Genomic DNA, 22,690 nt, shown 5'->3' on the forward strand with positions numbered 1-22,690 from the left:
CGGTCGCCCGTCTACCATGCGACGGACACATGCCGGTGTAGCTCAGTTGGTAGAGCGCCTCACTTGTAATGAGGATGTCGCGGGTTCGACTCCTGTCACCGGCTCCGAGCCCTGCGCTGCTTCGGCTGATGGGTGACAGCTGCTCCGGCTGAGAGGTGACACGGGCCCTCCGCCGGACTAGGCCGCAGCCACCCCTGTGATGCAGGCCACCGCCACGTGGGTAGGTGGCTGCCGACGGTTTGGGAGAGCCGACGCACCCGAGTGGGAGCAGGGGCGTCGGGCCGTTTCACGTGGGAGTGAGCGCGGGCGTGAAGACACGACGCTTGACGATGCAGCAGAAGGCGACGGCGCTCGTGCCGGTCGCCGTCCTGTCCGGGGCCTGGACCGCCAGCCTGGCGGTGACCAGCGCGACGGCGGCGGACCCGGAGCCGGGCGTCCTGCCCGACGGCACCGCCATGCCGAGCGAGGCCGTGGAGGAGCCGGCCAACCTCCTGCCTGCGGGCGAGATCGCCCCCGGAGTGCCGGAGGGCGACGCCGAGGAGGTGATCCGGAACGCCTCGACGAACGGCATCCCGTCCGCGGCGCTGGCGGCCTACCAGCGCGCCGCGCAGGTCATCGACTCCGCCGACCCCTCCTGCAACATCGAGTGGCCCCTGATCGCGGCCATCGGCCGCGTCGAGTCCGACCACGGCCGCTACGGCGGCAACACCCTGACCGCCGAAGGCCTCACCGAGCCCGGCATCTACGGCATCGCCCTGGACGGCACCAACGGCACCGCGAAGATCACCGACACCGACGCCGGCCGCTACGACAACGACCAGAGCTACGACCGCGCCGTCGGCCCCATGCAGTTCATCCCCTCCACCTGGGCCGTGGTCGGCGTCGACGGCGACGGCGACGGCCAACGCAACCCCCAGGACATCGACGACGCCGCCCTGGCCACCGCGGTCTACCTCTGCTCCGGCGACGAGGACCTCGCCACCCGCCCCGGCCAGGAAGCCGCGGTCTACCGCTACAACCACAGCGACGACTACGTCCGGCTCGTCCTCTCCATCATGGCCGCCTACGCCGACGGCGACTACAACGCCGTCCCCAACGGCACGTCGAGCTCGGCCGGGTCCAGCTCGTCGTTCGGAGGCTTCGTCGCGGGCAGCACCGGCGGCACCGGCGGCTCACGTGCCGGCGGCTCGGGCGGGCGGCGTGACGGCGGGCCGCGCGGTGGCCGGGACGGCGGCGGCATGGGCGGTGGTTTCGGCGGCCTCGTCGGGGACCGCGGTGGCTCGAGCCCGGTGGGCGGCGCCGACGGCGAGACCGGCACGGGTGGCCAGTCCGGCAGCGGCAGCACCGGCGGCAGCACCGGCGGCTCCGGCAGCGCTGACGGCGGCAGCACGGGCGGCAGCACTGGTGGTGGCACTGGTGGTGGCACGGGTGGTGGCGGTTCCGGTGGCGGGCTGCTCGGTGGTGGCGGCGGCCTCCTCGGGGGCGGCGGCTCGGGCGGTTCTGGTGGCACGGGTGGTTCCGGTGGTTCCGATGGCGGGACGGGCGGCGACGGCGGCGGTTCGGGTGGCGACGGCGGCGGTTCGGGTGGCGGGCTGCTCGGTGGTGGCGGGCTCCTCGGAGGCGGCGGCTCAGGCGGCGGCTCAGGCGGCGGCACTGGTGGCGGTTCCGGTGGGGGCACCGGTGGGTCCGGTGGTTCGGGCGGCTCTGGAGACGGTGGCGGTGGCGGCCTGCTCGGAGGCGGTGGTCTCCTCGGCGGCGGTGGTTCGGGCGACTCCGGCGGTGGCTCCGGCGGCGGTGGGCTCCTCGGAGGTGGTTCCGGCGGTGGCGGCCTCCTCGGTGGTGAGGGCGGTGGCGGGCTTCTCGGCGGGAGCCGGACCGGTGGCAGCAGCTCCGGCGGCGACACCGGTGGGAGCAACGGTGGCAGCACCGGTGGCTCGGTCGGCGGCGTCGTGGAGACGGTGCTCACGGAGGCCCAGGCTCGGACCCAGTGCCTCGCGCAGGGCGTCTCGCTCCTCCAGCTGCCCACCTGCATCGCCCGCCTCATCGGCGGCTGAGCCGGCCGCAGGAACGACCCAGGACGCACGACGGCCGGCCACCCCAGGTGGCCGGCCGGCGGGGGTCGGAGAGCTACACCCCGGCCACCACCACGACCACCTGCAGCGCGGCCTCCTCGGCCGTCGCACCGGCACCGTCGATCCCCACGTCCATGGCGACCGCGTCGGACTCGGCGTCCTCGTGGGCCCCCTCGTCGGGGGCGACCAGGCGGCCGGCACGCTCGCCGCCGACCTCGGAGTCCTCGAGGTTCTCCTCGTCACCCGCGTCGTCGAAGACGTCCGGCTCCTCCTGGGCGATCCGCATGTCGAGGGTCTCGCCCTCGCGTTGCTCGGCCGCGGTGTTGCCGAACCCCTGCCCGGGGGACCACTTCTGGTTCGGGACGATGCCCTCGTCGAGCACGTCCTCGACGCCCCGGTCGTCCAAGGTGTCGTAGGGCTGCATCTGGCTGCCCTGCTCCTCAGGATCGATGCTCGTCTCGTCGATCTCGTTCATGCCCTCGGGGCTGCCGGTGGTCATCGCTCACCTCTCTCGTCGCGTTCCCCTGTTATGTGCCACCCGGCGGCGATCCGAAACGCCGCCTCGCGAGCGGCCTCCACCATCCTCAAACCTCGAGGCTCCACGGGTCCAAACCTCCGGCCTGGTTGGGTTCCGTCACACCTCGGACGGGTAACTGTCGTGATGTCTGGTCGTTGACCTGGCAACCCGAGGAGGTCGCCGCCATGCAACGAGTCGTCGTCGAGACCGCCGGCTGGATCCGCACCCACGTAGGAGCCGACGCGGTCGAGGTCTCGCTGACCTACGAACCGACCGACCCGTACGCCGTCACCGTCCGTGTGCACGCCGACACCGGCACCACCACCTGGACGTTCGCGCGCGACCTCCTCGCGGACGGACTCCGGTCGATGGTGCCCCTGGGCGAGGGCCAGGTCCGCGTGCAGGCCACGTCGGTGCTGACCGAGATCTCGCGCACCGACGACGCCGGGACCACGACCGTGCTCCGGTTGCCGTGGTGGAACACCCGGGAGTTCGTCCGGCTCAGCCAGGCCGTCGTCGCGCGGGGCGAGGAGGAGGTCGACGTCGACTCCTGGCTCGCCGCGATGACCGGCAGCGAGGGGTGAGCCCCGCGATGCATCCGACGACGGACGGCGCCCGCCGTCCGTCGTCGTGTTTTTCACACGTTTCCGTCATGCCGGGCTGACTTCCGGCCGATAGTGAACAACGAGGTCACTGGGAGAGGGCCTCGACGACATTGGGAGGTACACGACGATGTGTGCACACACGCCGAGCTGTCCGAGCGCGGACGACCAGTGGGCCTGGACCGCGCACGTGGTCGCCGATCACCAGGAGCAGGGCTGGAGCCGGCTCTGCAACGGCGTGATCCTCTTCGACGACGGCTTCTTCCTGGCTCCTGACGGCCACAGCGAGCCGGTGCTGATGCGGTCGGCCTGAGCCGACCCGACGGGGGACTTCTTGACCAGACTTCGCGCGCTCGTCCTTGCCCTGCTCGTCGTGGGGCTGACGCCGCTGGTGGCCTCTGCGGCGCCGTACGACGCACCGCCCGAGGAGTACGCCTCCTACGAGCCACAGGAGAAGTGCCGCCGAGCGGTGCAGCCCGGGACGCGGGCGCTGGCCACCTGGATCGACAAGCGGTACGGCGGCGGCAAGCCGGTGATCGGGGTCCGCTCCTGCCGCTCCGGCGGTACGTCCGAGCACAAGGACGGCCGCGCGATCGACTGGATGATGGACGCACGCAAGAAGGCGCACCGCAAGGAGGTCGCCCGCTTCCTGGGCAAGGTGTTCGCCTCCGACAAGCAGGGCAACGAGCACGCCCAGGCCCGCCGCATGGGGATCATGTACGTCATCTGGAACGACCGGATGTGGGCGTCGTACGACCGCTTCGAGGGTGAGCGCTACCGCAGCTCCTCGTGCAAGAAGCTTGCGAAGTGCTCGGCCACCCTGCGTCACCGGAACCACGTGCACATCTCGCTGAGCAAGGCCGGCGGGCGCGCGGCGACCAGCTGGTACGCCGCCCGCGGCTGAACGGCGGGTTTCACGACGACGACCCCGGGTAGGTCGGCCACGACCGGTTGACCCACCTCAGGAGCCGCCATGTCGTACGGCGACGCGCCGCCCCAGTCCCCGATCGTCACCCTCACCCGGCGGCTGGAGGAGACCACCGCGCTCGACGGGCTGGCCGGGGTCCTCCGGCCGCTCTCCGAGCAGCTGCTGTCGGACCGCACCCGCGCCGACGCCCTGCACGGCACCTGGCTGGGCCACGCGCTGCACCCGCTGCTGAGCATCGTCCCGCTCGGGGCCTGGACCTCGGCGACCGTGCTCGACGTGGCCGGTGGTGAGGAGTCGCGGGCGGCGGCCCAGAGGCTGGTCGGCACCGGGATCATCGCCGCGGCGCCGACTGCGCTGACCGGGCTCGCGGAGTTCGGGAACCTGGGGCAGCGTGACCGCCGCACCGCCTCGCTGCACGCGGTGTCGAACCAGGTGGCGCTCGGCCTCTTCGTCGCCTCCTGGGTCAGCCGTCGCCGCGGGAACCACCGACGCGGCGCGGCGCTGGCCGCGACCGCGCACCTGGCGGCGGGCTTCGGCGGGTTCCTGGGCGGCCACCTGACCGAGGCGCGCAAGGTGAGCAGCGCCCATCCCGCCTTCGAGGAGAGCGACGCCGCGGTCGCGGACCCGGACGACTTCACGCCACCGGCCGACGAGCTCACCACCCCTGAGCCGGCCTGAGCCGCTTCCGGTTCCCCGCCCCGGAGCCGGCAAACCCCTCATTCCCGCGGACGGATGGACTTTCCGCATTCCGCGGTTATGGTGGAGAGGTCGGGTTGAGAGCCACAGGTCGACGTTCGCACCAGCAGGACGGACCCGTGATGCAGTCGCCGACGATGGATCCCGCGCCCCCCGAGCAGCCCTTCGTGGTCTTCGAGGTCACCGGCGAGCTCGACCTGCACAACCAGGACGGTTTCGAGGCGGAGGTCACCCGCCGCCTGGCGGAGGGCTCGGTGGTGATCGACCTGTCGCACCTGGAGTTCCTGTCGATCTCCTCCCTGCGCTCGCTCCTGGTCTGCGAGCGCTCGGCCACCGCGAGCAACCGGCAGGTCGTCTACGCGGGGCCGCCCCGCCAGGCGCGCCGGCTGATCGAGGTCGCAGGGCTGACCGAGGTGCTCCGGATGAGCGCCACGCTCCGCGACGCCACGGACCAGGTGGGCCGGGACTGACCGGTCAGCCCGCAGCCGGCTGCGCCGGCGCCAGCAGCCGCTGCTCCTCGACGAGCCGGAGCGAGAGCGTGCGGTACCCGACGTCCTCGAAGAGCACCGTGAGCCGGTCCTCCTCGAGGTCGGTGACGATCCCGGGGCCGAACTCCTCGTGGTGCACGTGGCTCTGGAGCGGGAAGACCGCGTGGTCGGTGACCGGCGCGTCCGCGTGGCCGGCCCGGCAGTTGTCGCAGACACCGCAGAGCGCCGTCGCCTCCTCGCCGAAGTAGCCGACGAGGAAGTCGGCGCGGCACCGGTCCGTCTCCGCGTAGGTGCGCATCATCTCGACGCGGGAGTGCTGGAGCTTGCGGTAGGCCTCCGCGCGCTCGACGACGGCGTCGACGACCTTCTTGCCGGTGCCGACCGGCCCGCCGGTGTCGGCGACCTCGTCGAGCAGGTTGAGGATCCGGCCCACCTTGCGCGGCCCCAACCCGGTGCGGTCCCGGACGTGGGCGACCCGGTCGCGGTCGCGCTCGCAGCCGGCGGCCGCCTTGGCCACCGCGGCCACGACGTCGATGTCGGGGATCCCGCCGGAGAAGAACTTGCCGAGGGAGAGGTCCTCGGAGCGGTAGACGAGCGTGGCCGTGGCCGGCTCGCCGTCCCGGCCGGCGCGCCCCACCTCCTGGTAGTAGGTGTCGGGGGACTCCGGCACCTGGGCGTGGACCACCCATCGGATGTCGGGCTTGTCGATGCCCATCCCGAAGGCCGACGTGGCGACGATGACGTCGAGGTCGCCGTCGAGGAACGCCTCGTGCGCCTTGCGGCGTGCCTTCTGGGACAGCCCGGCGTGGTAGACCGCCGCGCGCCGGCCGAGCCCGGTCACCGCCTCGGCGTACTCCTCGGCGGACCGCCGGGTGCGGCAGTAGACGATCCCGGCCCCCTCGGTGTCGCGGACCAGGTCGAGTACGGCGTCCTCCTGCTGGTTCTCGTCGGCGACCCGGTCGACGACGAGCGAGATGTTCGGCCGCTCGAAGCCGGTGACGACCAGCTCGTGGTTGCGCAGCCTCAGCCGTTCGACGATGTCCTCGCGCACGGGCAGCGCGGCGGTGGCCGTCATGGCGATGACGCGTGGGCTCCCGATCCGCTCGAGCAGCTCGCCGAGGCGGAGGTAGTCGGGACGGAAGTCGTGGCCCCAGGCGGACACGCAGTGGGCCTCGTCGACCGCCACCAGGGTGGGTGCGATCTCGGCCAGCCGGTCGCTGACCTCCTCGTTCGCCAGTTGTTCTGGTGACATGAACAAGAACTCGAGCTTGCCTTCCGCGGCGCGGGTCAGCACCTCGTCGCGGTGCGCCTCGCTCTCGGCGGAGCTGATCCGGTCGGCCCGCAGCTCGCGGTGCTCGGTGCCCAGGCCGAGGATCTGGTCGCGCTGCAACGCGAGGAGCGGGGAGACGACGACCGTGCACCCTTCCATCAGCACGCCGGCGACCTGGTAGCTCAGCGACTTGCCCGAGCCGGTCGGGGACACGAGCAGCACGTCCTGGCCGGCGAGCAGGGCGGACATCGCCTCCTCCTGGCCGGGGAGGAGCGAGGAGTGGCCGAAGAGCTCCTCGGCGGTGCGCCGGACGTGGTCGCCGTACTGGTCGTGGGCGGCGCTCGGGGGTGGGGGTGGGGTCACGGACCGGAAGGTGCCCCGGAACCGCTCCGCCAACCCTCCCCGTGGTCCGGGTCACCGGGGTCGAGGGACACCGACGCGCCACGGGCCACGGTGCGGAGCCCCTCGGCGACGCCCTCCCGCGCGGCCAGCGCCTCGAAGTCGGAGAGCGGCGAGCGGAAGACGCGGTAGTCGTCGTGGTGGACCGGGACCGTCACGCGGGGGCGGATCCGCCGGAGGAAGTCGACGCCCTGGACCGCGTCCATGGTGACGGTGTGCAGCAGCACCCGGGTGCCACCGAGGTGGACCACGGCGGCGTCGAGCTCCGGGTACCGCTCCGCGATCGCGTCGAGGTGGTCGCCGGTGAGGGTGTCGCCGCTGAGGTAGACGCGGCGGGTGCGGCCGTCGGCAGCCCGGTGCTCGAGCAGCGTGCCCATCACAGGCGGCAGCAGCCCTCGCATGACGCCGCGGCCGTGGATCCCCGGGAGCGACTCGACGCGCAGCGTCTCCTCGTCGCGGGTCAGCGTCTCGCTGGCCCAGGTGTCGAGCCCGTGGGCGTCGAACCCCCAGGAGCCGAGCCGGCGGGCGGCGGCGGGGGTCGTGAGGACCGGCTGCTCCCGCGCGAGCCGGCGGCGGGCGACGCGGTCGAAGTGGTCGCCGTGCAGGTGCGAGAGGACGACCGCGTCGAGCCGGGGGAGCTCCTCGGGGGTGAGCGCGGGGTCCGTGAGCCGCCGCGACCACAGCCCCTTGCCGAGGTAGGCACGCTGGCCGCGGCGGATGAAGTTGGGGTCGGTCAGGACGGTGAACGCGCCGAGCTCGAGCAGGGTGGTCGCGGTGCCCACGAACGTCAGCCGGTGCATGGCGCGGGGTACCCCGGGGCCGTCGCGGCATGCGGACCAGAGGGGCGGCCGGGACGAATTCGGCGTACTGTGACGTCCGACACGCCGCTCCAGACTCGGGCGCGCGGTGCTTGTCCCGGAAGGGTGAAGATGACCGACACCAACGAGCGGGCGCTCCCGGACGTCCCGCCGATCCCCGTCCAGACCGCCAGGTCCATCGCCCACGAGACGCGGCCGATGTCGTCGACCGCACTCGTGGAGCAGGCCAAGGGTGCGCTCGTGTTCCGCTACGGCACCGACGCCGACACCGCCCTCGCGGTGCTCGAGCTGTGGGCCGACCAGCGCGAGACCGAGCTGACCCGGGTCGCCTACGTGCTGATCCACGACATCTGCCGCGGCGTCGACGCCCCCACCGACCGCGAGCTGGCCCGGTGGCTGGAGGAGCAGCTGCGCAAGGAGTGCCCGGAGATCCACCTCGAGGTCACCCCGGGCGCGCCGGTGACGGCATTCGTGGACCACTCGCTCAGCTCGCTCGACACCGTCCTCGACGCTGCCCGCCGCGCGGCCCGGCTCGGGGTGCCGTTGGAGCTGCGGTTCGCCGAGGAGGTCGCCGGCCCGGCGCGCGCGCACCTCTACCAGCGGCTCGACCTCGCGGTCGAGCTCGCCAGGGCGGTCGAGCCGGGGGTGCCGGTGCAGCTGCCGACGGTGGGCGCGCCCGACTGAGCGGGGTGCCACCGCCTGTACGCAGCAACTAGAACGCGTTACATTTTGGGCGCCCCCTACGAGGAGCCGCCCGCATGAGCCTGCCCGCCACCCTGCAACGGTTCTGCGTGGCGGCGGAGAAGCTGCGCCTCGGCGCGACGTACGACTGGTGGCCGCAGATGGGCGGGCTCGTCTCTCCGCAGCAGCTCGAGCGGGCGGTCGACCACGTCGAGGACGCGCGTGCGAAGGGCGCCGAGGTGCTCGCCGGCGGTCGGGCGCGGCCGGACCTGGGGCCGACCTTCTACGAGCCGACGGTGCTCCGCGGTGTCACCAAGGAGATGAAGCACGGCGTCGAGGAAACCTTCGGACCGGTGACCACGATCCACACCTAGCCGACGTCGACGAGGCGGTCGCGCTGGCGAACGACACCGACTACGGGCTCAACGCCAGCGTCTGGGGGCGCGACCTGGCGGCGGCCGAGCGGGTCGGCCGCCGGATCGAGGCGGCGAACGTCAACGTCAACGACGGGCTCGCCTGCTCCTACGCCTCGAAGGCGACGCCGTCCGGCGGGCTGAAGAGCTCCGGGGTGGGTGCCCGGCACGGCGACGCCGGGATGCTCGGGTACACCGACCCCGTGCACGTCGCCGTGCTGAAGAAGCAGGTGCTGACCACCCCGGGCGTCGAGCCGTTCGAGAAGCAGGTCAAGCAGACCGTCGCCTCGCTCAGGGCGATGCGCCGGCTCCGGCTCCGGTGAGTCGTCGGCCTACGCGAGCAGCAGGACGCTGAGGACGGCCAGGCTCACCAGTCCGAGCAGCCCCAGGGCCAGGGCGACCTGCGCTGCGGTCCGCATCGTCGGCGTGTGGTCGGTCTCGCCCGAGCGGTAGGCGAGCATGCGCACGATGCCCACCGGCAGTGCCCACAGGGTCACGATCAGGGAAGCCCCCCAGGCGACGAGCAACGGGCTCATGAGGTCGACGGTAACGCGGTGCCGCGCAGCACCGAACCGGGCGGCTCACGCGCCACGAGGGGCGGCTCAACGCGCCACGAGGGGCGGCTCGACACGCTGGTGGTTCGTCAGGCGACCTGGAGGCTCCGCTTGGAGAGCCCCATCCAGTAGCCCTCGATCCGCTGCTCGCCGGGCACCGTCGGGTCGGTCGCGGCGCCGAGCGTCACGAACAGCGGCGTGTAGTGCTCGACGGTCGGGTGCGCGTAGGGCATCCCCGGAGCGAGGTCGCGGTACGACGCGAGCGTGTCGACGTCACCGCGGGCCAGGGCCTCGCCCGCCCACGCGTCGAAGTCCTTCGACCAGCCCGGCGCCGTGGCCTCGATGCGGAACTCCTTCAGGAACGGCAGCCCGTGGGTGAGGAACCCCGACCCGATCACCAGCACGCCCTCGTCGCGGAGCGGCCGCAGCCGGCGACCGATCTCGAGGAGCCGGCCCGGGTCGTGGGTGGGCATCGACATCTGCAGCACCGGGATGTCGCCCTCCGGGTACATGATCTTCAGCGGCACCCATGCGCCGTGGTCGAGCCCGCGGGTCGCGTGCTGGTGGACCGGCTCGGTGTCCGGCATCATCGCCGCGACCCGGGCGGCGAGGGCGGAGGCGTCGGGCGTCTCGTAGCGCTCGTCGTAGTAGCGCGGTGCGAAGCCACCGAAGTCGTAGATCAGCGGCGTGCCCGGCGCGGTGGCGCTCAGCATCAGCGGGGCCGACTCCCAGTGGGCCGAGACGATGAGGATCGCCTTCGGGCGGGGGAGGTCGGCGGCCCACGCCTTGAGCTGGCCGCTCCACACCGGGTCGTCGAGAAGCGGCGGAGCGCCGTGCCCGATGTAGAGAGCGGGCATTCTGTCCGTGGTGGAGGGGCGTTCGGTCATGGTTCTCTCCCTGTGTGGTCCCTCTCAGGCTAAGCCGGAAAAGTTGAAGTATCAAGTGACTGAGGTAGGGTGAAGGCATGACGCGATGGCTCACCGAGGACGAGCTGGCCTCCTGGTTCCCCCTTGCCGGCGTCATGCTCAAGCTGAACCCTGCGCTCGACAGCCAGCTGCAGCGGGACTCTGACATGACGCACTTCGACTACCTCTGCCTGGCGATGCTCTCGGAGGAGGACGACTGGACCACGACGATGAGCGCGCTCGCCGGACGCACGAACGCCTCCTTGTCGCGACTGTCCCACGTGATCACCAAGCTGGAGAAGCGCGGCTGGGTCTGCCGGTCCCGCTCCGAGGTCAGCCGACGGGTGACGATGGTCCGGATGACCGACGAGGGGTACAAGACGCTCGTCGCCGCGGCGCCCGGCCACGTCGAGACCGTCCGCTCGCTGGTCTACGAGGGGCTGAGCGACGAGGACGTCGCCGACCTCCACCGGCTGATGGCGCACATCCTCGACCGCATCGAGAGCTCCGGCCTCAAGGCCCAGTGCTGAACGGGTCCCCTCAAGGGAGCCGCCAGTCCACCGGCTGACCGCCCTGGCGGACCAGCAGGTCGTCGACGCGGCTGAAGGGCCGCGAGCCGAAGAAGCCGCGCGAGGCCGACAACGGGCTCGGGTGCGGCGACTCGACCCAGGGGATCCCGCCGAGCAGCGGCTTGAGCTGCTGGGCGTCGCGCCCCCACAGGATCGCCGCCTTCGGGCCGGGCCGCGCGGCGAGCACCTCGATCGCCCGGTCCGTGACCGCCTCCCAGCCGCGTCCGCGGTGCGCGGCGGACTGGCCGGGGCGCACCGTGAGGCAGCGGTTGAGCAGCAGCACCCCGGCGTCCGCCCACGGGGTCAGGTCGCCGCTGGTCGGCGGCGGCACACCGAGGTCGTCGACCAGCTCCTTGAAGATGTTGACCAGGCTCTTCGGCAGGGGCCGCACGTCCGGCGCGACCGAGAAGCTCAGCCCCACGGGGTGCCCCGGCGTGGGGTAGGGGTCCTGTCCCACGACCAGCACGCGGACGTCGGCCAGCGGCCGCTGGAACGCCCGCAGCACGTGCTCGCCGCGCGGGAGGTAGCCGTGCCCGGCCTCGAGCTCGGCGCGCAGGAACCGCCCCATCGCCTCGATCGTCGCCTCCACGGGCGCCAGCCCCTCGGCCCAGTCGGCGGCCATCAACCCGCGCTCGACCAGCGAGGCCAGCGTGGACCCGGTGCGTGCGGTCGTCATCCCAGCTCCTCCAGCTTCTCGACCAGCGCCTCCGCCACGGCCGCCTGCCCCTCGGCGAAGGGGTGGAAGGCCAGTGCCCGGGTCTGGTCGGTCTCGATGCCGTTGACCCACGGGTCGTCGGAGCAGATCTCGTGACCCTCGGAGCGCTCGCGCATGTCGAGGAACTCCGCCCCGGCGACCTCGGCCGCCTCCCGCAGCGCGTCGTCGAGCTCGACCTCCAGCTCGGCGACCATGGCGCGGTCGGAGTCGGTCAGCGGCAGGAGGTCGCACCCCTCCTCGGTCGAGGTCAGCCGCGGGTAGCCGACGACCACCACGGTCGCCCCGGGCGCCTTGTCCCGGATCCGGCGGACGACGTCGGCCACCCGCCGCCCGGTCTCCTCGAGGACGGCACGCGGGTCGCCGTACCGCTCCTCGAGGGCCTCGCGGCAGGAGAGCTCGCCGCCGGAGGTGCGGGCGCAGCCGCCGACGAGCGAGGCGAACACGTCCTGGTCGTTGCCGCCGATCCCCACCGTGACCAGGTCGGTGGACGGCCGGACGGCGCGCAGCTGCGGCGGCACCTCGCCCCGCCCACCCGCGACGACCTGCGGGCCGGTGACGTCGCCGGTGTCCGCGCCGCTGCAGCTCACGTCGCGGAGCTCGAGGCCGAGCTCGGCGGCGACCAGCGCCGGATAGTTCGCCGAGGAGCGGAAGCACCCCTCGGCCAGGTCGGTGTCCGGCACCAGCGGTGCGGCGGTGAAGGAGTCGCCCAGCGCGACGTACGACGCGAAGGGGGGCGGGCTCTCCGACGGGCTCCCCGACGGGGCCGTCGTGGAGCCAGGGTCGTCGGAGGAGCCGGAGCCCGACGCCACGTCGCACCCCGTGACGACGAGCAGCGCGGCGAGCGCGACGGCGGCACGCCCGAGCCCCCGCGGGCGGTCAGCCGGCACTGCGCCCCCGGCCCTTGCCCGCGGTCGAGAGGCTCCGCGAGCCGGCGGAGGAGAAGCGACGCCGCGGGTTGGACCCGATCATCGGCTCGGCGTGCGCGGTCAGCCACTCGTCGAGCAGCCGCCAGGTCGTGCCGCGCGCCCGCCGGCCGGTGAGCATCCCGAGGTGGCCGCCGGGGACGACCTCGAACCGCACCTCGGGGGAGCCGGTGAGCAGCCCGACCACGGGCTCCACGCAGCTGACCGGCGCGATCACGTCGTCCGCGCCGCCGAACGCGAGCACGGGCACCGTGACGTCGGCGAACCTCAGCTCCCGCCCGTCGAGCTCGACGGTGCCGGTGGCGACCTCGTTGTGGCGGATCATCCGGTGGTAGAGCTGCCCGAAGCTGCGGCCGGGGTAGGCGATCATGTTCGCGGTGAACCGGTCGACGGCCTCGAGCTGCGCCAGGAAATCGGTGTCGTCGAGCTTCGCCAGGGTGACGAACGGCTTGGTGACCAGCTTGTTGAACGACGTCAGCTGGAAGGCGCTGCGCACCAACGGCTCGGGCATCCCGCCCATGAGCCGGTAGGCCAGCGAGATCGGGGACGCCTTGCTGCCGCCGGCGACGCCGAGCAGGGGACGGACGGGCGCGATCAGCGGCACCTGCGTGACGTCGACCGGCGAGCCGACCACCGTCACCGTCGCGATCGGCAGCTCCGGCCAGGCGGCCGCGGTCAGCAGCGAGATGATCCCGCCGATGCTCCAGCCGACGACGTGCACCGGCCGGCCGCCGGCGTGCTCGCTGGTCCGCCGGACGGCCTCGGGGAGCACCTCGCTGACCCAGTGCTCCAACCCGAGGGCGCGGTCCTTGAAGGCGACCTGGCCGTACTCCACGAGGTACGTCGGACGCCCCTGCGTCACGAGGTGCTCGACGAGTGAGCAGCCGCGCCGGAGGTCGTAGCAGAGCGCCGGTGCGGCGAGCGGCGTCACCAGCAGGACCGGGTCACCGGTCTCCCGGACCCGTCCCGCCGGCCGGTAGTGGTAGAGCTCGCGCATCGGTCCGTCCTCGACGAGGGTCCGGGGCATCGGGCGGAGGTCGGCGACGCCGCCGTACAGCACCTTCTGGGCGACGTTGGCGGAGGCGGCGACTATCTGGTCCGGCTTGGGGATCAGATCCATGCGCGCAGCGTACTTCTCGGGGCCGCCCGGGGGCGGCCGCTCAGCCGTCGCCCTCGGAGGGCCGCAGCCGCTTGCGGTGCTCGGGGCGGACCTCGGCGAGCCGGCCCATGAACTGCTGCGCCCACGCGGTCACGTCGTGGGACTGCACGGTCTTGCGCATCGCCTTCATCCGGCGGGCCAGCTCGCGAGGCTTGGCGGAGCGGGCCTCCATGATCGCGGCCTTCATGCCGTTGATGTCGTAGGGGTTGATCAGGAACGCCTGCTTGAGCTCGTCGGCCGCGCCGGCGAACTCCGAGAGCACCAGGGCGCCGCTCTCGTCCTCGCGGCAGGCGACGTACTCCTTGGCGACCAGGTTCATGCCGTCGCGCAGCGGGGTGACCACCATGATGTCGGCGGCCTTGAACATCGCCGCCATCTCCTCGCGGGGGTACGACGAGTGGAGGTAGCTGATCGCCGGGCGGCCGATCCGGCCGTAGTCGCCGTTGATGCGGCCCACCAGTCGGTCGATCTCGTCGCGGAGCCGGCGGTACTCGTCGACCCGCTCGCGGGACGGGGTGGCCACCTGGAGGAACACCGCGTCCTCGACGCTCAGCGTCTCGTCGGCGAGGAGCTCGCCGAAGGCGCGCAGCCGGTCGTAGATCCCCTTGGTGTAGTCGAGCCGGTCGACGCCGAGCAGCACGTGGCGGGGGTTGCCGAGCTGGTCGCGGATCTCCCGGGCCCGCTCGGCGACGGCAGGGGTGCGCGAGAGCTCGGCGAGCCCCGCGAAGTCGATCGAGATCGGGAACGCCGCGGCCTCCACGGTGCGGCCGTCGGGGAGGTAGACGAGGTCGCGGTGCGTCTTGTGACCGACCCGCTGCCGGACCAGCCGCACGAAGTTCTGCGCGCCGCCCGGGCGCTGGAAGCCGACCAGGTCCGCTCCGAGCAGCCCCTCGAGGATCTGGCGCCGCCACGGCAGCTGGACGAAGAGCTCGAGCGGCGGGAACGGGATGTGCAGGAAGAAGCCGATGCGCAGGTCGGGACGGAGGTCGCGGAGCATCGCCGGCACCAGCTGCAGCTGGTAGTCGTGGACCCAGACCAGCCCGTCCTCCGCGGCGAGCGCGGCCGCCTTCTCGGCGAACCGCCGGTTGACCCGGACGTAGCTCTCCCACCACTCGCGGTGGAAGCTCGGCTTGGCCACCACGTCGTGGTAGAGCGGCCACAGCGTGCCGTTGGAGAACCCCTCGTAGAACTCCTCGATCTCGGGGGCGCTCAGCGAGACCGGGACCAGCCGCATGCCGTTCTCGTCGAAGGGCTCCTCGGGGCCGTCCGGCCCGCCGTCCCACCCGACCCAGGCGCCGTCGTAGCTCTGCATGACCGGCTCCACGGCGGTGACCAGACCACCGGGGGAGCGGCGCCACGTGCAGCTGCCGTCCTCGTTGACCACCCGGTCCACGGGCAGGCGGTTGGCCACGACCACCAGGTCGAACGTCGCGTCGCTGCCCGAGTCTCCGCCCACGGCTTTACCTTACGGACCTGCCCGAGGGCCTCCGGCCGGCGGGTGAGTGGTCCCGACCGGACCCCGATCGCGGCGTGGGCTGAATGACACCGGTGTGGTTCACCCGTAGGATCGGGCGCATGGATGCCGCGAACGCCTCCCCGCACAACGCCCCGGCCGTCGTCGGCGAGCTCTCCGCGCGCGACAAGGACGTCCTCGACTTCGAGCGCCAGTGGTGGAAGTACGCCGGCGCCAAGGAGCAGGCGGTCCGCGAGAAGTTCGACATGTCCTCGACGCGCTACTACCAGGTGCTCAACGCCCTGATCGACCGGCCGGAGGCGCTGGCCCACGACCCGCTGCTGGTCCGCCGGCTCCGCCGGCTGCGTGCTGCCCGCCAGCGTGCCCGCTCGGCGCGCCGCCTGGGCTTCGACGTCTGACGGAGGGTTCCCCATGGCTCCCGCGCCCCGCCCGCGCCGCCGCTCCACCCAGGTGGCCGCCGCGCGCGCCGCCTACCGCGCCCGCGTGGAGGCCGCGCGCCCGCCGCGCCCCGACCAGGGGTTCGCGATGTCCTCGCCGGTGGCGCTGATGGCCGCCGCGGCAGTGGCGCTGGCCGGGGTCGGGTTCCTGCTCACCGACACCGACGAGGGGCCGGACACCGCGGTGCTCGCCTCCGCCCCGGCGCCGGTCGAGCCGACGGTCACGATCGAGGCGACCAAGCGCAAGCCGGCGGTGAAGCGCAGCACGGTCTACATCGACGTCTACAACAACTCCAACGTCACCGGGCTGGCCGGCAGCACCGCCGCCCGCATCCAGAGCGCGGGGTGGCAGGTCGTCGGTTCCGACAACTGGTACGGCACGATCCCCGCGACCACGATCTACTACCCCGAGCGGCTCAAGGCCGCCGCGCAGCTGCTCTCGCGCGACCTCGGGATCGAGCGGGTCCTCCCTGCCGTCGACCCGATGAACAGGGACCGGCTGACGCTGATCCTCACCGCCGACTTCGCCTGAGCGGTCGACCCGCCCACCGCCGCGGTCTGGTTGGCTGGGGGCCATGGAGTTCCTGACGCGCGCCGGTCGGCAGCGGTACGACGAGCTCGTGGCCGACGCCGCCCAGGGCGTGGTGTGCCTCGACTTCGACGGGGTGCTCGCGCCGATCGTCGACGACCCCAGCCAGGCCCACATCCACCCCGACGCGGCTGACGTCCTCGTCGACCTCGCCGCGCGGTTCCGCGGCGTGGCAGTGGTGACCGGGCGGCCGTGCCGTCAGGCGGTCACCCTCGGCGACCTCGACGCGGTCGGACGCCGGATCCTCGAGGCCGGCCAGGACCTGCAGGTGCTGGGGCAGTACGGCAACGAGCGCTGGTCGGCGAGCTCGGGCCGGGTGGTCAGCCCCCGCCCGCCGCGCGGCCTGGCCTCCTTCGTCGCCGAGCTCCCGGACCTGCTCCGCCGGGAGGGGCTGGAGGACGCCCACCTGGAGCAGAAGAGCCTCGCGGTCGCGGTGCACACCCGGCGGATGGCCGACCCGGTCGGGGCGCTCGAGCGGCTCACGCCGGTGCTGCGCAAGGCGGCGGCCAGGTACGACCTCGCCCTCGAGCCCGGGCGGATGGTCGTCGAGGTCCGCGCCCCGGGGATGAACAAGGGCAACGCGGTGCGCACCCTCCAGAAGGAGCTGCACGCCGACGCGATGATGTTCGTCGGCGACGACCTCGGCGACGTCGACGCGTTCGAGGCGATCATCGACCTACGCCGCCGCGGGATGGTCGGGTTCCTGGTCTGCTCGGGCTCCCAGGAGCAGCGGGCGCTCGTCGAGCTGGCCGACCTGCTGGTCGACGGCCCCGACGGCGTGATGCAGCTCCTCAAGCAGATCGTGGCCGACCTGCCGCCGCCCGACGCCGACGCTCCCGGGCGCTGAGGGCCGGGTAACCGCCGTCGGCCAGCCCGGCCAGCCTCTCGAACGGGTTGTGCACCACCGGGTCACCGCCGCGCAGCCACGACCAGCCGGCGGCCAGCAGGTACAGCACCAGGAACGGGAGCCCCAGCGAGGCGGCGTACTGCCAGGCGTGACGCTCCTCGTGGGCGAGCAGCCGGGGCCGCTCCTCGAAGAGCTCGGGGCCGTGCTTGGTGAGCACGACGTCGCCGACGGTGAACGCAGACGCCACGGGGACGGGGAGCCGGTAGCCGGTGCCGAGCACCAGCCCGCGCGGCCCGCGGCGGAACCTGACCCGGCCGGCGACCCCGACCAGCAGGCCGAGCGGCGTCGACAGGTTGACCGCGTTGAGCACGCTGCGCGGCTGCCAGGGGCTCAGGGGCCAGCGGGTCATCGCTCCTCCTCGTGACGGTCCTCGTGACGGTGGACACCGATCTCAGATCCCGGGACCGATGTGCACATCTTGAGACACCCGCCTAGTGTTGTCCTCGCTCATCGAGAGGGGCAGAGGGACACGGCCCGCTGAAGCCCCGGCAACCCGCCACAGCAGATCACCTCCGACGCGCTGCGGTCACGGTGCTAAGTCCGTCCCGGCGTGAAGGTCTCGGCCGGGGAAGATGAGAAGGAGGACTCCTTGAGCGCACCAGTCTTCAGCCCGGCCCCCACCCAGGTCGCCGGCCGACCCGGCGCCTTCGGGAACGCCACCGGACTCGTCTGTCGCGAGTGCGGTGCGACCCAGCCGCTGGGCCCCTTCTACGCCTGTTCGGAGTGCTTCGGCCCCCTCGAGATCGGCTACGAGTTCCCGCGGGTCACCCGGGAGCAGATCGAGGCCGGCCCCAAGAACATCTGGCGCTACCAGCCGCTGCTGCCGGTGCCCGACGACATCACGAGCAGCCCGAACATGGAGCCGGGCTTCACGCGGCTCGTCGAGGCCGGCAACCTCGCCCGCGAGCTCGGCCTCCGCAAGCTGCACGTCAAGGACGACTCCGGCAACCCCACGCACTCCTTCAAGGACCGCGTCGTCGCGATCGCCCTGTCCGCCGCGCGCGAGCTCGGCTCCAAGGTCTTCGCCTGTCCCTCGACCGGCAACCTGGCGAACGCGGTCGCCGCGGCCGGTGCCCGAGCCGGCATCCGCACGGTCGTCTTCGTCCCGCACGACCTCGAGCCCGCCAAGGTGCAGATGACCGCGGTGTACGGCGGCTCGCTGGTCGCCGTCCGCGGCTCCTACGACGACGTGAACCGGCTGGCCTCCGAGATCGCCGGCGAGGAGGAGGGCTGGGCGTTCGTCAACGTCAACGTCCGCCCCTACTACGCCGAGGGGTCCAAAACGCTGGCCTTCGAGATCGCCGAGCAGCTCGGCTGGCGGCTCCCCGAGCAGGTCGTGGTCCCGGTCGCGAGCGGCTCGCAGCTGACCAAGATCGACAAGGGGTTCCAGGAGCTCATCAAGCTCGGGCTCGTCGAGGACACCCCCTACACCGTCTTCGGGGCGCAGGCCACCGGGTGCTCCCCGGTCAGCGCCGCCTTCAAGGCCGGCCACGACGTCGTACGCCCGGTCAAGCCCGACACCATCGCCAAGTCGCTGGCGATCGGCAACCCGGCCGACGGCCCCTACGTCCTCGACGTCACCCGGCGGACGGGTGGCTGCGTCGAGGACGTCACGGACGACGAGGTGCGCGAGGGGATCCTGCGGCTCGCCCGGACCGAGGGGATCTTCGCCGAGACCGCCGGGGGAGTGACCGTCGGCGTGCTGACGAAGCTGGTCCGCGAGGGGCGGCTCGACCCCGACAAGGAGACGGTCGTGCTCAACACCGGCGACGGGCTGAAGACCCTCGACGCGGTGGCCGGACGGGTGGCCCCGACGGCGACGATCGACCCGTCGTACCCGCAGTTCGTCCAGCTCGGCCTGGTCTGAGGGAGGAGCCCCATGAGCGTGCAGGTCCGGATCCCCACCATCCTCCGCACCTACACCGGCGGTGAGTCCGAGGTCAGCGCCGACGGCGCCGACCTCGCCGCGGTGCTCGACGACCTCGAGGCGAGGTACGCCGGGATCAAGGCGCGGATCGTCGACGAGACCGGCGAGCTGCGCCGGTTCGTGAACGTCTACGTCGGCAACGACGACGTCCGGTTCCTCGAGGGGCTCGGCACCGCCACCCCCGACGGCACCAAGATCTCGGTCATCCCGGCGGTCGCCGGGGGCTGAGCCCAAGCTGAACCCAGCCTGGTCCGCGGCCCGCCCACGAGAGGGGTGGCCGCAGGTCCAGCCCGGTTGTGGGAACGCTCCCATCCCCCCTTGACACGGCAGTGTGGCGGCCGTCCCAGTCTGTGGGAACGTTTCTCACGCCGGGTGGGGCGCGGACGGCAGCTGGTGCTGCTGCTGTCGCAGGCCGGCCAGCGCAGCGCCAACCTCGAGGGGTACCTCAGCCGCCAGCACGTCGACGGCGTCCTCCTGCTCTCCCTCCACGACGACGACGCGCTGCCCCGGGTGATCCGCTCGCGGTCGCTGCCGATGGTGTTCGGCGGCCGCCCGGCCAACGGCGAGCTGGCGTCGTACGTCGACGTCGACAACGTGCACGGCGCCCGGCTGGCCGTCCAGCACCTGCTGGACCGGGGCTGTTCGGCCGTGGCCGCGGTCACCGGACCGCGGGACATGGTCGCCGGCCGGGACCGGTACGCCGGCTACGTCGCCGCGCTGGAGGGCGCAGGACTGGAGGTCGACGAGGAGCTGGTCGTCGAGGGCGACTTCAGCCAGGTGAGTGGGGCCCGCGCCGTCGCCGAGCTCCTCGAGCGCCGGCCCGACGTGGACGCGGTGTTCTGCGCCAACGACCCGATGGCCGCCGGTGCGCTGCAACAGCTGCGGGACGCCGGCAGGCGGGTGCCCGAGGACGTCGCGGTCGTGGGGTTCGACGACTCGCCGCTGGCGACCACGACCCACCCGCCGCTGACGTCGGTGCACCAGTCGCCCGAGCACATGGGGGCGGCGATGGTGGCGCTCCTGCTGGAGCGGCTCGCGGACCCGGACGCCCCGCCGCGCTCGGAGGTGCTGGAGACCCGGCTCGTGGTGCGCGAGAGCAGCTGAAGGCGGGGAAGCTGATGGTGGCTCAGCTGATGGTGGCTCAGCTGATGGTGGCGAGCCGCTGGGTGTCGACGCGGTGGCCGCAGCGCGGGCAGTAGCCGGTGCTGCAGAGGTCAAGCTCTTGGCCGCAACCGCACTCGGTGCGGTGCTGGGCCTCGGCGTGGTTGTCGTGCTCCTCGATGCGGCGGAAGTTCTCTGCCATGGTGTGTCCCCGTTCGTCCCGTTCTTTCGAGGATGATCGGCGGATCCGGACCGGACATGAGGCGGACGGCCCTTCCGGAGGGCCGGAGCGCGGGGCCGGCGCGGGTCGGAGGTCCCGGGCCCCTCGCGGCCTTGCGGAAAGGGCGAAAAATAGCTGGCCGGAGAAGCGCGTCGCGCTCCTCCGGCCAAGACCCCGTCGCACCCACGAGGTGCACTCACAGTAGGGAGGGTGCGCCCGAGGGGTCAATGACGAAAGTGGGCCACCTCGCGCATCGTCCGATCCGGCGGTCTGCCCGGGTCGGGCGACGGCGGCGGAGCCCTCCCGACTGCCTTGCACTCGTCAGGGGCGAGTGCTAAACATGGGTTAGCACTCTCACTCTGAGAGTGACAGCACGGGCCGGGGAGACGAGGTCCTCAGCGCCGGCGGGAAGGGTCCGCCGGGCAGCCGGATCGTCCGTCGCGGGCGTCCCTCCGGGCCACCACCGAACTCTACGCGTGAGGAACCGCCAGAGTTATGCCCAAGCTCATCAGTTTCAACGAAGAGGCCCGTCGCGGCCTCGAGCGTGGCATGAACACGCTCGCCGACGCGGTCAAGGTGACCCTCGGCCCCAAGGGGCGCAACGTCGTCCTGGAGAAGAAGTGGGGCGCCCCCACGATCACCAACGACGGTGTCTCCATCGCCAAGGAGATCGAGCTCGAGGACCCCTACGAGAAGATCGGCGCCGAGCTGGTCAAGGAGGTCGCGAAGAAGACCGACGACGTCGCCGGTGACGGCACGACGACGGCGACCGTCCTGGCCCAGGCCATGGTCCGCGAGGGGTTGCGCAACGTCGCCGCCGGCGCGAACCCGATGGCCCTCAAGCGCGGCATCGAGCGCGCCGTCGAGGCCGTCTCCGAGCAGCTGCTCAACATGGCCAAGGACGTCGAGACCAAGGAGCAGATCGCTTCGACCGCCTCGATCTCCGCCGCTGACACCCAGGTCGGCGAGATCATCGCCGAGGCCATGGACAAGGTCGGCAAGGAAGGCGTCATCACCGTCGAGGAGAGCAACACCTTCGGGCTCGACCTCGAGCTCACCGAGGGGATGCGCTTCGACAAGGGCTACATCTCGCAGTACTTCATGACCGACCCGGAGCGCATGGAGACCGTGCTCGAGGACCCCTACATCCTCGTCGCGAACCAGAAGATCTCCAACGTCAAGGACATGCTCCCGGTCCTCGAGAAGGTCATGCAGTCCGGCAAGCCGCTGCTGATCATCGCCGAGGACGTCGAGGGCGAGGCCCTGGCCACCCTGGTCGTCAACAAGATCCGCGGCACCTTCAAGTCCGCCGCCGTCAAGGCGCCGGGCTTCGGTGACCGCCGTAAGGCCATGCTGCAGGACATCGCGATCCTGACCGGTGGCCAGGTCATCAGCGAGGACGTCGGCCTCAAGCTGGAGAACACCGGCCTCGAGCTCCTCGGCCAGGCCCGCAAGGTCACCCTGACCAAGGACGAGACCACCATCGTCGAGGGTGCCGGCGACGCCGAGCAGATCCAGGGTCGGGTCAACCAGATCCGCGCCGAGATCGAGAAGAGCGACTCCGACTACGACCGCGAGAAGCTGCAGGAGCGGCTGGCCAAGCTGGCCGGCGGCGTCGCGGTCATCAAGGTCGGCGCGGCCACCGAGGTCGAGCTCAAGGAGCGCAAGCACCGCATCGAGGACGCCGTCCGCAACGCGAAGGCGGCCGTCGAGGAGGGCATCGTCGCCGGCGGTGGCGTGGCCCTGCTCCAGGCGAGCGCCGCGGCGTTCGAGAAGCTCGAGCTCGAAGGTGACGAGGCCACCGGCGCGAACATCGTGCGCCAGGCGACCGAGGCCCCGCTCAAGCAGATCGCTGTCAACGCCGGCCTCGAGGGCGGCGTCGTGGTCGAGAAGGTCCGCAACCTCGAGCCCGGCAACGGTCTCAACGCGGCCACCGGCGACTACGTCGACATGATCGCCGAGGGCATCCTCGACCCGGCCAAGGTGACCCGCTCCGCGCTGCAGAACGCTGCCTCCATCGCGGCGCTGTTCCTCACGACCGAGGCGGTCGTGGCGGACAAGCCCGAGAAGGCTGCTCCGGCGATGCCGGGTGGCGACGGCGGCATGGGCGGCATGGACTTCTGATCCAGCTGTTCCACCTGCTTCACTGCTTCACCTGCGAGGGGCTCGGTCTGCGGACCGGGCCCCTCGTCCAATTCCCAGGGCACCATGGGAATTCGACGACGTCGGGGAGCCGGTGATCCACCAGGTGCACCACGGGCTCCCCAATCCGTCGACCGACTGTCCTCTCCACAGGACACCGTCACGTGGTGGAGCTCGTGACGGG

General features: G+C 72.2%; 28 protein-coding genes, 1 tRNA gene, 1 pseudogene and 1 riboswitch. Of the genes and pseudogenes, 19 read left to right on the forward strand and 11 right to left on the reverse strand.

All coding sequences use genetic code 11. The features are described from left to right. Positions 1 to 31 precede the first annotated feature (31 nt). Positions 32 to 104, forward strand: a tRNA-Thr gene (locus FIP57_RS14030). Between the two features lie 204 nt (positions 105 to 308). Further along, positions 309 to 2,054, forward strand: a complete 1,746-nt coding sequence (locus FIP57_RS23690; RefSeq protein WP_238993455.1) for a lytic murein transglycosylase — start codon at positions 309 to 311, stop codon at positions 2,052 to 2,054. Between the two features lie 73 nt (positions 2,055 to 2,127). Here FIP57_RS23690 and FIP57_RS14045 read toward each other — a convergent pair whose 3' ends face one another. Further along, positions 2,128 to 2,571, reverse strand: a complete 444-nt coding sequence (locus FIP57_RS14045; RefSeq protein ID WP_148574051.1) for a DUF5709 domain-containing protein — start codon at positions 2,569 to 2,571, stop codon at positions 2,128 to 2,130. A 203-nt stretch (positions 2,572 to 2,774) separates the two neighbouring features. Between FIP57_RS14045 and FIP57_RS14050 the strand changes: the two genes are divergently transcribed. The 5 genes from FIP57_RS14050 to FIP57_RS14070 all read left to right on the forward strand — a co-directional run bounded on the left by FIP57_RS14050 (position 2,775) and on the right by FIP57_RS14070 (position 5,285). Continuing rightward, a complete protein-coding gene (locus tag FIP57_RS14050; RefSeq protein ID WP_148574052.1) occupies positions 2,775 to 3,173 on the forward strand; it encodes an SsgA family sporulation/cell division regulator in 399 nt (132 codons plus the stop codon). Positions 3,174 to 3,321: 148 nt separating this feature from the next. Continuing rightward, complete coding sequence (locus tag FIP57_RS14055; RefSeq protein WP_148574053.1) at positions 3,322 to 3,504, forward strand: DUF5999 family protein; 183 nt, start codon at positions 3,322 to 3,324, stop codon at positions 3,502 to 3,504. 21 nt (positions 3,505 to 3,525) lie between these two features. Continuing rightward, a complete protein-coding gene (locus tag FIP57_RS14060) occupies positions 3,526 to 4,095 on the forward strand; it encodes a VldE C-terminal domain-containing protein (RefSeq protein WP_148574054.1) in 570 nt (189 codons plus the stop codon). Positions 4,096 to 4,164: 69 nt separating this feature from the next. Next, the gene (locus tag FIP57_RS14065) at positions 4,165 to 4,797 is read left to right on the forward strand and encodes a DUF2231 domain-containing protein (protein WP_148574055.1); all 633 of its coding nucleotides are present in this window, start codon (positions 4,165 to 4,167) and stop codon (positions 4,795 to 4,797) included. A gap of 140 nt (positions 4,798 to 4,937) precedes the next feature. After that, positions 4,938 to 5,285: an STAS domain-containing protein gene (locus FIP57_RS14070; protein WP_238993488.1), complete on the forward strand. Its 348-nt coding sequence runs from the start codon at positions 4,938 to 4,940 to the stop codon at positions 5,283 to 5,285. A 4-nt stretch (positions 5,286 to 5,289) separates the two neighbouring features. Here the strand turns inward: FIP57_RS14070 and FIP57_RS14075 are convergent, their stop codons facing one another. After that, positions 5,290 to 6,936, reverse strand: coding sequence for a RecQ family ATP-dependent DNA helicase (locus FIP57_RS14075; RefSeq protein ID WP_203231217.1), 1,647 nt, complete (start codon positions 6,934 to 6,936; stop codon positions 5,290 to 5,292). Beyond that, positions 6,933 to 7,772 carry an MBL fold metallo-hydrolase gene (locus FIP57_RS14080; protein WP_148574057.1) on the reverse strand — a complete coding sequence of 280 codons (840 nt, stop codon included), beginning with the start codon at positions 7,770 to 7,772 and terminating at the stop codon, positions 6,933 to 6,935. The genes FIP57_RS14075 and FIP57_RS14080 overlap by 4 nt, the downstream gene beginning before the upstream one ends. A 129-nt stretch (positions 7,773 to 7,901) precedes the next feature. On the opposite strand from FIP57_RS14080, the gene FIP57_RS14085 reads away from it, so the two are divergent. From FIP57_RS14085 to FIP57_RS23700, 4 genes and pseudogenes are all read left to right on the forward strand, one after another. Then, positions 7,902 to 8,474, forward strand: a complete 573-nt coding sequence (locus FIP57_RS14085) for an ANTAR domain-containing protein (RefSeq protein WP_148574058.1) — start codon at positions 7,902 to 7,904, stop codon at positions 8,472 to 8,474. A gap of 74 nt (positions 8,475 to 8,548) precedes the next feature. Next, complete coding sequence (locus FIP57_RS24330) at positions 8,549 to 8,845, forward strand: aldehyde dehydrogenase family protein (protein WP_203231218.1); 297 nt, start codon at positions 8,549 to 8,551, stop codon at positions 8,843 to 8,845. Between the two features lie 23 nt (positions 8,846 to 8,868). Beyond that, positions 8,869 to 9,030, forward strand: a pseudogene (locus FIP57_RS24335) (aldehyde dehydrogenase family protein); the annotation flags it as partial. A gap of 9 nt (positions 9,031 to 9,039) precedes the next feature. Further along, the gene (locus FIP57_RS23700) at positions 9,040 to 9,207 is read left to right on the forward strand and encodes a hypothetical protein (RefSeq protein ID WP_203231272.1); all 168 of its coding nucleotides are present in this window, start codon (positions 9,040 to 9,042) and stop codon (positions 9,205 to 9,207) included. Positions 9,208 to 9,216: 9 nt separating this feature from the next. Here the strand turns inward: FIP57_RS23700 and FIP57_RS14095 are convergent, their stop codons facing one another. Together FIP57_RS14095 and FIP57_RS14100 are read right to left on the reverse strand one after the other, a co-directional pair. Further along, the gene (locus FIP57_RS14095) at positions 9,217 to 9,420 is read right to left on the reverse strand and encodes a hypothetical protein (protein WP_148574059.1); all 204 of its coding nucleotides are present in this window, start codon (positions 9,418 to 9,420) and stop codon (positions 9,217 to 9,219) included. A gap of 107 nt (positions 9,421 to 9,527) precedes the next feature. After that, complete coding sequence (locus FIP57_RS14100; RefSeq protein WP_148574225.1) at positions 9,528 to 10,295, reverse strand: dioxygenase family protein; 768 nt, start codon at positions 10,293 to 10,295, stop codon at positions 9,528 to 9,530. Positions 10,296 to 10,402: 107 nt separating this feature from the next. Here FIP57_RS14100 and FIP57_RS14105 point away from each other — a divergent pair, with 107 nt between their 5' ends. Then, positions 10,403 to 10,873 (forward strand): MarR family winged helix-turn-helix transcriptional regulator, encoded by a 471-nt coding sequence (locus tag FIP57_RS14105; RefSeq protein WP_148574060.1) that lies wholly within the window; start codon positions 10,403 to 10,405, stop codon positions 10,871 to 10,873. Positions 10,874 to 10,883: 10 nt separating this feature from the next. Here FIP57_RS14105 and FIP57_RS14110 read toward each other — a convergent pair whose 3' ends face one another. From FIP57_RS14110 to FIP57_RS14125, 4 genes are read right to left on the reverse strand one after another with little or no spacing between them, the layout of a single operon-like run. Next, positions 10,884 to 11,588 carry a uracil-DNA glycosylase gene (locus FIP57_RS14110; protein ID WP_238993456.1) on the reverse strand — a complete coding sequence of 235 codons (705 nt, stop codon included), beginning with the start codon at positions 11,586 to 11,588 and terminating at the stop codon, positions 10,884 to 10,886. Next, the gene (locus tag FIP57_RS14115) at positions 11,585 to 12,514 is read right to left on the reverse strand and encodes an SGNH/GDSL hydrolase family protein (RefSeq protein ID WP_148574061.1); all 930 of its coding nucleotides are present in this window, start codon (positions 12,512 to 12,514) and stop codon (positions 11,585 to 11,587) included. The genes FIP57_RS14110 and FIP57_RS14115 overlap by 4 nt, the downstream gene beginning before the upstream one ends. After that, complete coding sequence (locus tag FIP57_RS14120) at positions 12,504 to 13,670, reverse strand: alpha/beta fold hydrolase (protein WP_203231219.1); 1,167 nt, start codon at positions 13,668 to 13,670, stop codon at positions 12,504 to 12,506. The genes FIP57_RS14115 and FIP57_RS14120 overlap by 11 nt, the downstream gene beginning before the upstream one ends. Positions 13,671 to 13,710: 40 nt before the next feature. Next, on the reverse strand, positions 13,711 to 15,165 hold the full coding sequence (locus tag FIP57_RS14125) for an alpha,alpha-trehalose-phosphate synthase (UDP-forming) (protein WP_203231220.1): 1,455 nt from the start codon (positions 15,163 to 15,165) through the stop codon (positions 13,711 to 13,713). Between the two features lie 119 nt (positions 15,166 to 15,284). On the opposite strand from FIP57_RS14125, the gene FIP57_RS14130 reads away from it, so the two are divergent. From FIP57_RS14130 to otsB, 3 genes are read left to right on the forward strand one after another with little or no spacing between them, the layout of a single operon-like run. Then, on the forward strand, positions 15,285 to 15,581 hold the full coding sequence (locus tag FIP57_RS14130) for a DUF3263 domain-containing protein (RefSeq protein WP_148574062.1): 297 nt from the start codon (positions 15,285 to 15,287) through the stop codon (positions 15,579 to 15,581). A 13-nt stretch (positions 15,582 to 15,594) separates the two neighbouring features. Then, on the forward strand, positions 15,595 to 16,152 hold the full coding sequence (locus FIP57_RS14135) for a LytR C-terminal domain-containing protein (RefSeq protein ID WP_238993457.1): 558 nt from the start codon (positions 15,595 to 15,597) through the stop codon (positions 16,150 to 16,152). A 43-nt stretch (positions 16,153 to 16,195) separates the two neighbouring features. Further along, the gene (gene otsB / locus FIP57_RS14140) at positions 16,196 to 17,056 is read left to right on the forward strand and encodes a trehalose-phosphatase (protein WP_148574063.1); all 861 of its coding nucleotides are present in this window, start codon (positions 16,196 to 16,198) and stop codon (positions 17,054 to 17,056) included. Here otsB and FIP57_RS14145 read toward each other — a convergent pair. Next, positions 17,001 to 17,465: a hypothetical protein gene (locus FIP57_RS14145; protein ID WP_203231221.1), complete on the reverse strand. Its 465-nt coding sequence runs from the start codon at positions 17,463 to 17,465 to the stop codon at positions 17,001 to 17,003. The genes otsB and FIP57_RS14145 overlap by 56 nt on opposite strands. Before the next feature lie 95 nt (positions 17,466 to 17,560). Next, a riboswitch (SAM riboswitch) is annotated at positions 17,561 to 17,695 on the forward strand. Positions 17,696 to 17,705: 10 nt separating this feature from the next. On the opposite strand from FIP57_RS14145, the gene thrC reads away from it, so the two are divergent. The 3 genes from thrC (at position 17,706) to FIP57_RS14160 (ending at position 20,147) form a co-directional block, all read left to right on the forward strand. Continuing rightward, positions 17,706 to 18,983, forward strand: coding sequence for a threonine synthase (gene thrC / locus FIP57_RS14150; protein WP_148574064.1), 1,278 nt, complete (start codon positions 17,706 to 17,708; stop codon positions 18,981 to 18,983). Positions 18,984 to 18,995: 12 nt separating this feature from the next. Continuing rightward, entirely contained in the window at positions 18,996 to 19,271 is a 276-nt protein-coding gene (locus FIP57_RS14155) for a MoaD/ThiS family protein (RefSeq protein WP_148574065.1), read from the forward strand. Between the two features lie 144 nt (positions 19,272 to 19,415). Then, positions 19,416 to 20,147, forward strand: a complete 732-nt coding sequence (locus FIP57_RS14160; protein ID WP_238993458.1) for a LacI family DNA-binding transcriptional regulator — start codon at positions 19,416 to 19,418, stop codon at positions 20,145 to 20,147. A 37-nt stretch (positions 20,148 to 20,184) separates the two neighbouring features. Here FIP57_RS14160 and FIP57_RS23280 read toward each other — a convergent pair whose 3' ends face one another. Then, entirely contained in the window at positions 20,185 to 20,346 is a 162-nt protein-coding gene (locus FIP57_RS23280) for a hypothetical protein (protein WP_162529814.1), read from the reverse strand. Positions 20,347 to 20,859: 513 nt separating this feature from the next. Between FIP57_RS23280 and groL the strand changes: the two genes are divergently transcribed. After that, on the forward strand, positions 20,860 to 22,488 hold the full coding sequence (gene groL, locus FIP57_RS14165; protein ID WP_148574067.1) for a chaperonin GroEL: 1,629 nt from the start codon (positions 20,860 to 20,862) through the stop codon (positions 22,486 to 22,488). The last annotated feature ends 202 nt before the right edge of the window (positions 22,489 to 22,690 follow it).

The organism is Nocardioides caldifontis (assembly GCF_008087345.1).
Classification (GTDB): domain Bacteria; phylum Actinomycetota; class Actinomycetes; order Propionibacteriales; family Nocardioidaceae; genus Marmoricola_A; species Marmoricola_A caldifontis.